At 31.3% G+C, this 11,223-nt stretch carries 13 protein-coding genes; 7 read left to right on the forward strand and 6 right to left on the reverse strand.

From position 1 onward, the window contains the following. The first annotated feature begins 134 nt into the window (after positions 1-134). Genes Q0929_RS07730 through Q0929_RS07740 form a run of 3 tightly spaced genes read left to right on the forward strand, consistent with a single transcriptional unit; the run spans position 135 to position 3,384 of the window. Positions 135-1,043, forward strand: a complete 909-nt coding sequence (locus Q0929_RS07730) for a folate-binding protein (RefSeq protein ID WP_299239464.1) — start codon at positions 135-137, stop codon at positions 1,041-1,043. Further along, on the forward strand, positions 1,036-1,998 hold the full coding sequence (locus tag Q0929_RS07735; RefSeq protein ID WP_299239466.1) for an ATP-binding protein: 963 nt from the start codon (positions 1,036-1,038) through the stop codon (positions 1,996-1,998). Before Q0929_RS07730 ends, Q0929_RS07735 begins: the two co-directional genes overlap by 8 nt. 6 nt (positions 1,999-2,004) lie before the next feature. Further along, positions 2,005-3,384, forward strand: a complete 1,380-nt coding sequence (locus Q0929_RS07740; protein ID WP_299239467.1) for a sigma-54 dependent transcriptional regulator — start codon at positions 2,005-2,007, stop codon at positions 3,382-3,384. A gap of 241 nt (positions 3,385-3,625) precedes the next feature. Here the strand turns inward: Q0929_RS07740 and Q0929_RS07745 are convergent, their stop codons facing one another. From Q0929_RS07745 to rpsU, 6 genes are all read right to left on the reverse strand, one after another. Then, the gene (locus tag Q0929_RS07745) at positions 3,626-4,111 is read right to left on the reverse strand and encodes an SCP2 sterol-binding domain-containing protein (RefSeq protein ID WP_299239469.1); all 486 of its coding nucleotides are present in this window, start codon (positions 4,109-4,111) and stop codon (positions 3,626-3,628) included. A 19-nt stretch (positions 4,112-4,130) separates the two neighbouring features. Further along, positions 4,131-5,393, reverse strand: a complete 1,263-nt coding sequence (locus Q0929_RS07750; protein WP_299239471.1) for an outer membrane protein transport protein — start codon at positions 5,391-5,393, stop codon at positions 4,131-4,133. A gap of 254 nt (positions 5,394-5,647) precedes the next feature. After that, positions 5,648-6,511 carry an NAD(P)H-binding protein gene (locus tag Q0929_RS07755; RefSeq protein WP_299239473.1) on the reverse strand — a complete coding sequence of 288 codons (864 nt, stop codon included), beginning with the start codon at positions 6,509-6,511 and terminating at the stop codon, positions 5,648-5,650. A 252-nt stretch (positions 6,512-6,763) separates the two neighbouring features. Continuing rightward, entirely contained in the window at positions 6,764-7,213 is a 450-nt protein-coding gene (locus tag Q0929_RS07760) for a CvpA family protein (protein ID WP_299239475.1), read from the reverse strand. Positions 7,214-7,239: 26 nt separating this feature from the next. Beyond that, entirely contained in the window at positions 7,240-7,689 is a 450-nt protein-coding gene (locus Q0929_RS07765; RefSeq protein ID WP_299239477.1) for a GatB/YqeY domain-containing protein, read from the reverse strand. Position 7,690: 1 nt separating this feature from the next. Then, the gene (rpsU, locus tag Q0929_RS07770) at positions 7,691-7,885 is read right to left on the reverse strand and encodes a 30S ribosomal protein S21 (protein WP_299239479.1); all 195 of its coding nucleotides are present in this window, start codon (positions 7,883-7,885) and stop codon (positions 7,691-7,693) included. 125 nt (positions 7,886-8,010) lie between these two features. Between rpsU and Q0929_RS07775 the strand changes: the two genes are divergently transcribed. The 4 genes from Q0929_RS07775 to Q0929_RS07790 all read left to right on the forward strand — a co-directional run. Beyond that, on the forward strand, positions 8,011-8,919 hold the full coding sequence (locus Q0929_RS07775) for a branched-chain amino acid transaminase (protein ID WP_299239481.1): 909 nt from the start codon (positions 8,011-8,013) through the stop codon (positions 8,917-8,919). Continuing rightward, entirely contained in the window at positions 8,916-9,527 is a 612-nt protein-coding gene (locus Q0929_RS07780) for a hypothetical protein (protein ID WP_299239483.1), read from the forward strand. The genes Q0929_RS07775 and Q0929_RS07780 overlap by 4 nt, the downstream gene beginning before the upstream one ends. Further along, the gene (locus tag Q0929_RS07785; protein WP_299239485.1) at positions 9,524-10,381 is read left to right on the forward strand and encodes a hypothetical protein; all 858 of its coding nucleotides are present in this window, start codon (positions 9,524-9,526) and stop codon (positions 10,379-10,381) included. Before Q0929_RS07780 ends, Q0929_RS07785 begins: the two co-directional genes overlap by 4 nt. A gap of 646 nt (positions 10,382-11,027) precedes the next feature. Further along, positions 11,028-11,223 (forward strand): hypothetical protein (locus Q0929_RS07790; RefSeq protein WP_299239487.1); only part of this gene is annotated, 196 nt, incomplete at its 3' end.

Below are 11,223 nucleotides of genomic sequence, written 5' to 3' on the forward strand. Positions count from 1 at the left end.
CCAAAATACCGCCTGTCAGGGTCGGAAGTGTCTGAAATGGCGGAATACAAATACCCTGACCCAAACTGTGCAAGCTGATACACTTTTTTACACTTTTATACAGTTTTGTACAGTTTGGTTGACCAGGACAAAATATGAATTGGATAAAGCTAAAAAGAAATAAAATTTTGGTTAAAGGTAAACAGTCAAAGTTAAATCTTAAAGGTATTAAAGAAGAGCATACAGCTTTTTTGCAAGGTATTTTAACAAACAATATAGCCCAGCTTAATGACAAAGAATTTAATTACAACCTTATGTTAGACCATAAAGGCTCTCCTATTTGGGATTTTTATGTTTTTAAAGACAACGAAAACTATATTCTTGACTTTGAATTTGATAGAGATGAAGTATTAAACAAGTTGAAACAGCTTAAACTTTCTTATCAGGTCTTTTTTGGAGTTTTAGAGTTTGAGCATATTTACATATTTGGAGAAGATAGCGAAAAGTTTATACAGCAAACATTTAAAGAAGCACCAGAGAAATTTAAATATCTAAAATCAGGAGATATTTACATAGCAAATAATCCTTTAAGATTAGGACAAAAAGGCTTTGATATATTCGGTAACCTTGAATCTATTAAATCAAACCTGCCAACAAATTTAAAAATAGATGAAGAAGAGTTTGAAAATTTGAGAATAAACAACTGTATTCCAAAAATTGGAAAAGAGTTAGCAGAAAAAGTTCTTCCCCTTGAAACTAATATTTGGAAATATGCCATAAGTTTAAATAAAGGATGTTATGTAGGGCAGGAAGCTATAGCAAGAGTGTATTTTAGAGGTAAGCCACCAAGAGTTATGGTAAAATTTAGCTTTGATAATGTATTAGATGAAAATGAAAAAGTACTTCTAAACGACAAACCGGTTGGATTTATAACTTCTGTTAATATCAAAGATAAAACAGCAATCGGTTTTATATTAAGAAACATAGCAGAATCTGGCAAAGAGTTAAAAAGCAATCATTCAGTGCTTAAAATTTTAAGTATATGCCAGGAGCTAAATGTTTGAAAAAGAAATTTTAGAAAGTATCTTAGAGCCGATAACAGTTTTAGATTTTAGCGGAAAGATTTTATACTCAAATCAAGAGTTTGAAAACTATCGGTCTATTCTTGGCAGAAGGCTAAATAAGCTTTTATCAGATATTATCAACTTAAAGTATGTAAAAGAAGGTATCCCGGTTAAAAATCTATATAAAGAGATAGATGAGTACAAATTTTTGATCGACATCTTTCCATACGAAAATGATAAAGTCATACTATTGTTAAGAGATATCACAAGATTTTACAAGCTTGAAGAAGAATCAAAAAGAGAAGGAACTTTATACGCTTTTTCTAAAATGCTTTCAGAACTTTTCCATGATATGAAAGGACCCATTACCGGAATAAAAGCAGCAGCCCAATATCTAAAAGACAATCCGGGAGAAACAGAGCTATTAGATGATATACTGTATGAAATAAAAAGAATTGAAGAGTTTATAAATCAAATAGCATACTTAAACAAACCGGAAAAGTTAAACCTCTCAAAAGAAAACATACATAAGCTGATAGATAATGTAATAGTAAAATTCAGCAAAATTTATCCAGACGTTGAGTTTGTGAGAAAATACGACCCAAGTTTACCGGAAATAAAAATAGATAAAAATCAAATACTAAATGTTATAGAAAATCTTATAAAAAATGCTCTTGAAGCTATCAATTTTAAAGGAAAGGTAGAAGTAGAGACTGGAATTTCTTTTGATGAGATTTACTCACCAAAAAGGAATAAAATATCTATAAAGATAAAAGACTCAGGTCAAGGGATTCCTGAAGACATGTTAGATAAACTTTTTATTCCATTTTATACAACAAAAGAGTTTGGAACAGGTGTTGGACTTGCAAGGTCATACAAAATTGTAAAACAGCATAAAGGTATACTAAGATATATAGGCAATTCAACCTTTGAAATAATCTTACCCATTGAGTGAGGAAAAATGCTAAAAGCTTTAATCTTTGAAGATGAAAAAACCACAAGAAATGTACTAAAAAGAATCTTACATAAAGAAAACGTCGAAGCATACGAATTTGAAGAAGCACCAAAAGATTTACACGTAATATCACAGTATAAACCAGATTTTATATTTTTAGATATTGGTTTAAAAGGTTCTAATGGACTTGAGCTGCTGAAGAAAATAAGCACGTTGGAAGACCATCCGTACGTTGTAATCATCTCCGGTCATTCTGAGTATAAATATTTAATTGAAGCAATGAAGCATGGAGCCTATGACTACATCACAAAACCGTTTGATATAGAAAGGATAAAGCAGGTAATAAATGAGATAAAAGAGTGCTTAAAAGCAAAAGTAGTTTCAGAAGTTCCATCGCAAGAGATTATCGGAAAAAGCCCTGCTATGAGAGAAATTTTTAAGCTTGCTGGTAGAGCTGCTGTTTCTAACGACCCGGTAATAATAAGCGGAGAAAGTGGAACAGGTAAAGAAGTAATAGCAAATCTTATTCATAAACATTCAAACAGGGCAGACAAACCTTTTATAGCTTTAAACATGGCATCTATTCCAATAGGACTTATAGAAAGTGAACTGTTTGGCTACGAAAAAGGGGCTTTCACAGGAGCTGATAAAAGCAAGGAAGGAAAATTTCTGCAGGCAAACGGCGGAACAATCTTTTTAGATGAAATCGGAGAAATGCCATTAGAAGCACAAGCTAAGCTTTTAAGAGTATTGCAAGAGATGGAAATTACACCAATAGGAAGTAAAAAGTCTTATAAAATTGATGTTAGAGTAATTGCAGCAACCAACAAAGATCTAATTAAACTTGTAGCGGAAGGAAAATTTAGAGAAGACTTATTTTATAGACTTTCTGTGATTGAGATTAAACTTCCACCACTTAGAGAAAGGAAGGAAGATATACCAGAACTCGTTGAGCTTTTTACCAAACAAGCATTAGAAAGATATAACCTAAAATCTGGCGGATTTACGCAAGAATCAATTAAATTTTTAGTAAATTACTCATGGCCTGGTAATGTTAGAGAATTGAAAAATCTTGTATTTAAGCTTATTGCAATGTACAGAGAAAGACCAATCACACCAGACCTACTGCCGGCAAACATAAAAGGAGAAGAAGAGCAAACAGGAGATTGGAGAAGTGGATTTTTAACTGAAGTAAGAAAACTACTCACAAGAAAAAGAAAAAACATTTACATAAAACTAATAGAAGAAGCAGAATATATATTGATAAAAGAAACATTAAAATTCACAGAAGGAAATATATCTTTAGCATCTAAATATTTAGGACTTCACAGAAACACAATCTCTAAAAAGATTAAAGATTTAGAAATAGATATTTCAGAAGAGTAAAATATTTTTAATACCTTGGGGTAAGAAATTAGCGGTTTTTATAAAATTTAAAAATGAGATCCTTCGGCCTTCGGGCCTCAAAATGACGTAAAGTTAAGCTTTCAAGAATTTTGAAACACTCTTTGTTTGAATTTGAAAAATCGATTAAAAGACAGATTCTTACCTGTCGCCCCAACAAGCTTAGTTAATGAAAATTTAGACTCCCGAGACCTTTTAAAGCCTCGGGATATTTTTAAAGATATTATGGGCAAGCATCTGTATGAGGAACTTTTCCAAGACCGATTAAAAAAGTTTTGAAAGGTTCCATGAATTTCATTGCTTCAACTTTAGAACCTTGGAATGTCATCTTTTTCATAATACCCATTCCCATAAATCCAAATTCGCCTTTTGCTAAAGACTTCCAGTTTTCATCTGTTGCGTGCATAACAAACTCTGGATTTGGGTCCTTAGCTTCACCGCCATAAATACATACTGCTTTTCCGTCTTCATACTTAATTCTGACTTCAACCTTTTTAGGTGGATTACAATCTTCTCTGTAAAATTGGATTGTTTTATAACCTTTTTGTTTATTTAAGTTGAATTCTGCCCATTCTGCCATGACCGTTTGCATATTTTTGTTCCAATACTCACAAAACTGTTCTGTCCACTTTGGACTCATCCAGGGTTCTGCTGCAAAGCTTGAAAAAGAAAGGGACAAAACCGTCCCTAAAACTGCTAATTTATTCATAACTATTACCTCCAATGCCTTAGAACGACCATCTTAAAGCTATACCAATTTCATTTTGTGAGTTTTTAGCTCCAACAAGAGGTAATCCACCACCCATATTTCCAGTTGATTCAACCTTTTTCTCAAATGCATGTACATATGCTAAATCAACTGCAAAGTTTTTTGTAAATTGGTAACTTCCACCCAGAGTAATGTGATGCTCTGTAATTGCTGGAAAGCCAATTAAATTGAACCATTGAACTTGAAAGTCTGTGAACGGCTTTGGAGGATTAAAATTAGGTATATTATTTTTTGGCGTCATAACATCTAACCCTGAATAGCTTCTGATTGGAGATTTACCATAGTTATAACCAGCTCTTAATTTTAATGCTGGAGTTACTTGATACTCACCACCAACTGCTATCACGGTTTGGTCTTTCCATTTAAATTGTTTATAACCATCTGCTTTAGACCAGTTGATCCATCTTAAATCTAATCCAACTTTTAAGTTTGGTAATACTCTATAACCAATACCGGCTGCAACTTCTTGAGGTTGTTGTAATTTTAGGTCTTCATATGAGCCATTAGGGTTAGTTTTAAATACATGCTTATATTTCATAGAAACAGGAGATTGATAGTTAAAACCTACAGTTAAATCCCCAACTTTATAACCTATACCTAATTGTGCACCTACACCATAAGAAGATGATTGACCGCCACCAGCGTTATAATATCCACCAATACCATCTGGCATTGTAGCGCCCATATCAAGAGAGCCCCATGCTAAATCAAGTCCTACACCAACTGATAAATTAGGATTCACTTGATAAGAAACTGCTGGAATGATTCTCATAAACTGTAAAGTCGTATGCATATTAGATAAATATCCGTCTTTATCTCTATAATCTACACCCATACCAGAAACACCATATGCAGCAATACCGACAACCACTTGATCATTTATTCTGTTTGTAATTCCTATCTCTGGAACAGTAAAGAAGTTTGCTCTTGAAGAAACATAACCAGTATCACGAGGATTATTGCCATAAGGGTCTGTTCCGTTATATCTTGCTTTTACATCTGGCATAAATAAAATACCACCAAAGCTTACAGTAAAGCCTTTTTCTGAGTTCATCCATGCTGGGTTTCTAAAGATTGAATCAACAGAGCCAATTGGCATACCAACGCCAAGACCACCCATTGCTTCGGATGCTGGAGTAACACCTATCATGTTATCTCCGTTTGTTGCCATTGCAGACCCTGCTACTGCAAGAATTGCAGCTGACGCTAAAACTTTTCTCATAATACTAACCTCCTACAAAAATATATTTGCATATATTCAATACAAAAAATATTAAGTTGTCAAACACTAACTTAATAGGGTTTTTTGTAAATATTAAGATATTTGAATGTTTTAATGAAAAATACGTCAGATGAGAAATTCAATAAACCAGGAGATTCTTCGCTAACGCTCAGAATGACATCTTTAAGGTCAAGATTCTTTGCCGGCTGTAGAATGACAGTGTGGATTATTGGAACAGTCTCACTAAATATATATTAAAAATTCTTCCTCCAATCTCTTATAAAACCTAATAAGTCTTTAACACCTTTATATCTTCCACTACAGACATTGTCCTTTTCAAGCATGTAATATTGGTCTAAAGTCATGATGGGTTTAGACATCAAAGAGAATATTGGTAAAAGTAGTTTAAATGTTTTCTTTGGCACAGGCATAACAACTCTTTTGACACCTATAAAATCTAAGGCAAATTTAAAAAGTTCAACATAATTTATAACTTCATTACCGCAAAGCTCAAAAATTTCATTTTTTATATCAAAAATAACAGCCTTTTCAAAACAATCTGCAACATCTAAAACGCTTACAGGTTGCACTTTTGCATCATAAGGAGCCATAAATATTGGGGTTATCTTGCTGTAGAATCTAAAATCTTCGAACAGTTTCTGCTCTCTTCCAATAATAATAGAAGGTCTAAAAATGACATAATTCAATCCAGATTTTATAATATACTCTTCAGCCATTGCCTTGGTTTTTAGATATCTGCTTTTAGAATCAATATCAGCACCAAGGGCTGACATCTGAACGAATTTCTTAACCCCGACGGCTTTACTTGCATCTACTAAGCTCTTTGTTATTTCAAAATGAACCTTTTCAAATGTTTGATTGCTTGTTTCTGTGAGTATTCCGATGAGATTGATTACTATGCCCGGTTTAAATCTATAGATAGGCTCTTGAATGTTATTATCGTTTATTTGAACATAATTTATTAAGGGTAAATCTTTAAATACTTCTTGAATTTTTTTTATATTTCTTGCAGGCAAAATAAGATTAACTTTATTGTACAGATTTCTAACTATATACCTACCAACAAAACCATCAGAACCATAAATTATAACGTTCATAGATACTCCTTTTAGTGACTCCTTGCAAAAATCAACATCGTCATTATGCAGCCGAGCGAAGAATTTCCGCCTTTTCACTCTCACTTATTCACTAACTTATCTTCTTTAAAAAAATCTTTCGGACTAAAGTCATCAAGGATGACGGACGAAAGTAAACTCATTTTACGCATATTATACAACTTGCAGGAATTTTAGAACATCCTCTACTCCTTAAAGGCTTTAAAATAAATCTAAGTCAATAAGAAGATAGATTCAATTAGAATTTGACTGTTTAACCCTTTCAAATGTAGAGACAAGTTTTGAATTTGAAAGGAGAGTGTTTAAGATTTTATTTTTGTTTTTTATTTCTGAGATTATGAATAAAGAAAAACTAAAAATACCAATAGCAAGTAATCCACCAAGTATTCTATCTGTAAGTTTTACATATTTGATAGTATAGAGTCTTTTTTTAAGCAAACTATCAACAATGATGCTTAGTCCTAAGGTAAGCAAAACTATGAAAGAAAAAGCCATGAAATCAATAATCAATATATTTCCTGAGAAAACTTTACTAAAGAAGATGCTAAGAGGTTTATAGAACAAATATCCTAAAAAAACTCCTAAACCAAATCCAAGAATTTTCAAGAAAATATTAAAAAAACCTCTGTAAAAACCATTAAATATCAAATAAGTAAAAATCAGCAATAAAATTAAATCAACCATAATGAATATTTCGTCAAAAATAGTTTTTAACTTAATTTTTCTTTAACTATCTTGCTAATTACAGAACCTTCTGCCCTTCCCTTTACTTTATCCATAACCGCTTTGACCACTTTCCCCATATCTTTTATAGAAGAAGCACCAACTTCCTGAATTGTCTCTTCAACTATTTTTATTAGCTCTTCTTCTGATAATGGCGGTGGTAAGAATTGCTGAACTATCTCTATTTCCTTTAATTCTTTTTCTGCTAAGTCTTTTCTGCCGGCTTGTTCATACTGTGTGTATGCTTCTTTTCTTTGCTTTATGTATTTTTGAAGTATAGAAATTATCTCTTCGTCAGTAAGCTCTTTTTTTGAATCGATTTGAACTTTTTTGATTTCAGAGATTAGCATTCTGATTGTTGATAACTTCTCCTTATCGCCGCTTTTCATTGCGGCTTTCATCTCTTCTTGAAGCTTATTAAAAAGCTCTGCAGCCATATTATAACAATCCTTTTTTCTTTAATGCTTTAATTAATCTTTTTCTTGCAGCTCTTTCTTTTCTTTTTCTTTTTACAGATGGCTTTTCATAAAACTCCCTTCTTTTACATTCTGTGAGAATACCTTCTTTTTCAATTATTTTTCTGAATTTTTTCAATGCCTTCTCAATATCGCCTTCTACTATTACTGTTGCCATTAACCTTTCATCCTCCTTAAAATAAGAATTAATTCTAATATTCTATCATTTTTTTTATTTAAATTGCAAGCTTCTGTATAAAATGATAAAATTTTTTAATAAAAAAGTTGGAGGAAATATAATATATGGCAATAGTATATTTTGAGAACAAATTCGTCCCGGAAGAAGAAGCAAAAATCAGCATAAAAACCAACTCTTTCCACTATGGAACAGCAGTATTTGAAGGAATTAGGGCTTATTACAACAAAGAAAACGATAAAATGTACGGCTTATTTTTTAAAGAACACTATGAAAGACTTTTTAAAAACATGAAAATATTAAACATGAGTATTGAAGAAACGATAGAACAGCTTGTAGACATAACAGCACAGTTGGTTAAAATTAATAATCATAAAGAAGATGTTTATATAAGACCGATTGTGTATTTCTCTGATTTGGCGATTGGACCAAAATTAATTGGATACACCGCAAAAATTGCAATTTATACGTTACCTCTTGGAGATTATATAGACACAGATAAAGGAATTAAGGCTAAGGTTTCTTCTTGGATAAGAGTAAGTGACAATATGATTCCACCAAGATTAAAGGTTACGGGTGCTTATGTAAACTCAGCAATGGCAAAAACAGAGGCATTATTAGCCGGAGCAGAAGAGGCAATCGTATTAAATAAAGATGGTTATGTTTCTGAAGGCAGTGCAGAAAATATTTTCATCGTTAGAAACGGAAAGCTTATAACCCCGCCGGTGAGTGATGATATTTTAGAAGGAATAACAAGAAATGCAGTTATGGAAATAGCAAGAGATTTAAACATACCTGTTGTAGAAAGAAGCATTTCAAGAACAGAGCTTTACGTGGCTGACGAAGTATTCTTCTGTGGAACAGGAGCCCAGATTTCTCCAGTAATTGAGATAGATGGCAAGCCAATAGCAGATGGTAAAGTCGGAAAAATAACGAAGATGATTAAAGATATATATTTTGATGCAGTAAGAGGTAAAAACGAAAGATATAAACACTGGATTATTGAGATAGATTGAAAAAGATAGAAAAAATTATTCAAAGAGATTTAAGAAAGTATCCTAATTTAAAACTGAATGTTGTTAATGAAAATAACAACAGCTGCATTTTTTTTGATATAGGCTACGGTGATAAGTTTTTCATATATTATTTAAGCATTGAAAATTTAGAAAAACTTTCAGATTTTTCAACGTATATCGTCTTTAAAGAGATTTTAGATAGATATATGAAAGTCGGGTATCCAAAAGGATTTCGTACCCGATTTTTTATAAACTTTAACAATGATTTTCAGTGCTTAATAGAAAATTTAAAAAAGCTAAAAAAAGATGATATTTTACTGCTCTTTTTGCTAAACAACGCTGGCGTAGGGAATGAAAAGTTAGCAGTTAACAATATAAATAAAAGTTTGATTAAAAGGTTAGAGAGATTGATAAAAAATAATGGATTAGATATATCATTAATCATAGACAAAGATTTTAACTTTAATTTTGAAGACATTAACACTTTATGGCTAAAACCCTACCCAAATAAATTTTATAAAATTTTGGATAAAAATTTCTTCTCTGAAGAATTTAAAAATAAGGCAGTTTTTACAATAAATTTGATTTCAAAGAAAATTTTTGAATGAGTAGCAACACTTCATTACTTCAAGTCTTAACAAGATTCATCTTAGCTTTATCAATAATAGTTTATGTTCAGCTTTATAATTTTGACTTTAAAATACCTTTGACTTTACTGTCCATAGCTTATTTTGTTGGTATGTTGGTTCTTTATCCTTTACATAGTCATAAATTTTTAAAACATCTTCTATTTTTATTCGATGTTTTGCTTATTAATTATTTCATGTATACGACCGGGAATATTTATTTTTCTTTATTTTTCATAACTTTTATTTTCTTTGCTGAAAATTTAATAGACCTTGTATTCATGACTCTATATACAATATCTATTTTTGGAGTAGCTATATACCTGTCTGGCTTTTCTGATTTTACTTATATTTTTATAACCTTAGGATTTTGGCTGATACTTTTGAAATACTTTTTAGACAAGAATCTACTTGAAAAGCAAAAGGAAGAGATTAATAATCTTGCAAAAAATCTGTATATAGAAAACCTTAAATGTAATGATAAATCTGAATTTTATAGAAAATTTTATGACTTAAGCACAGCAGTAAGAATGTTCAAATCTGGTAAATTAGACCCAGAAATCTTTATTAAAGAATTGTACGAAAATCTAAACTGTAATGGTATAGTTTTGTTTAACATAAACACAAAAGAGAAGCAAAAAAAAGGATTGTTAAATTTTGACGAAGCAGTATTAGATGATTTTAATTTAGCTCCAAAAACTTATGTAAATGACTATTTGAATTTAAGAACCGGTTATGAATTTATAATTGTTAGACAAATTAATGATTACTTCATCTTAGTCTTCTACAAATCTGCAATTTTAGATGATTCTGAAATCTTAGATATCATTAAGTAAGAACGCTTACAGAAATTCGCATCGTCATTCTAAAGCTATCAATAAACTTCCCTTCACATCTCTTGCTTATCTACTGTAATAGCAATTCATGAATTACTTTATTTTCTTTAAAACCGAAGATCTTTTGGCTTACAGCCTCAGGATGTTTTATGTTAAATGTCAAGTACAAAAATTTTCATCAAATGGTCGGTAATGCTTATAGTAAGTGATGATTTCCCTGGAATATCAAAAGTCATAGAAACACTATTTCCTTACACAGACCATCATCTATGTTTAGTCCCTTTTGCAAAGAAACGTTAGAAATCAGATGGATAAAGAAGATTCGCAAACATTTAACAAAGAACTGAAAAACATAAAAGAAAACAGTTTGATTATGAAGATGGATTAGAAAAATTAGATGGTTTATGTAGTAGGTTTAAATCTAAATATCTAAGCTTTATAAAACATATCCAATCTAACAAAGAGAGATAATTTAAAGACATGGAAAAAAACCTATACCTGCTTTTAAAGTAGCTTCTTATGAAATTTTACAATTGTTTAATAAAAAGTTTTCAATCCAGATGCAAAATTATGAGAGTGTTCCAAAATTCTCGTAAACTTGCCTTTCCAGTGTAATTCTGAAGCTGTAAGCTAAAGTATCTCTTTTTTGATTTTTGGACTTGAAAAGAAAAACATGGGATTCTTCGCACGGCTGCAAAATGACAGTGTGGATTTAACGTCTCACATCTCACGTCTCACGTTTCACCTTTTACATAACCCACACGGTTCAGATGGAACCTTATTAGGACAAGAGAATACAGAGGGTTTGCAAGACTTTATAACCCACACGGTTCAGATGGAAC

This window comes from Sulfurihydrogenibium sp., from assembly GCF_028276765.1.
Lineage (GTDB): Bacteria > Aquificota > Aquificia > Aquificales > Hydrogenothermaceae > Sulfurihydrogenibium.

Excerpts from the sequence above, each read along its gene's own strand:
- Q0929_RS07730 (WP_299239464.1), top strand. The coding sequence starts at position 135 with ATGAATTGGATAAAGCTAAAAAGAAATAAAATTTTGGTTAAAGGTAAA.
- Q0929_RS07735 (WP_299239466.1), top strand. The coding sequence starts at position 1,036 with ATGTTTGAAAAAGAAATTTTAGAAAGTATCTTAGAGCCGATAACAGTT.
- Q0929_RS07740 (WP_299239467.1), top strand. The coding sequence starts at position 2,005 with ATGCTAAAAGCTTTAATCTTTGAAGATGAAAAAACCACAAGAAATGTA.
- Q0929_RS07745 (WP_299239469.1), bottom strand. The coding sequence starts at position 4,111 with ATGAATAAATTAGCAGTTTTAGGGACGGTTTTGTCCCTTTCTTTTTCA.
- Q0929_RS07750 (WP_299239471.1), bottom strand. The coding sequence starts at position 5,393 with ATGAGAAAAGTTTTAGCGTCAGCTGCAATTCTTGCAGTAGCAGGGTCT.
- Q0929_RS07755 (WP_299239473.1), bottom strand. The coding sequence starts at position 6,511 with ATGAACGTTATAATTTATGGTTCTGATGGTTTTGTTGGTAGGTATATA.
- Q0929_RS07760 (WP_299239475.1), bottom strand. The coding sequence starts at position 7,213 with ATGGTTGATTTAATTTTATTGCTGATTTTTACTTATTTGATATTTAAT.
- Q0929_RS07765 (WP_299239477.1), bottom strand. The coding sequence starts at position 7,689 with ATGGCTGCAGAGCTTTTTAATAAGCTTCAAGAAGAGATGAAAGCCGCA.
- rpsU (WP_299239479.1), bottom strand. The coding sequence starts at position 7,885 with ATGGCAACAGTAATAGTAGAAGGCGATATTGAGAAGGCATTGAAAAAA.
- Q0929_RS07775 (WP_299239481.1), top strand. The coding sequence starts at position 8,011 with ATGGCAATAGTATATTTTGAGAACAAATTCGTCCCGGAAGAAGAAGCA.
- Q0929_RS07785 (WP_299239485.1), top strand. The coding sequence starts at position 9,524 with ATGAGTAGCAACACTTCATTACTTCAAGTCTTAACAAGATTCATCTTA.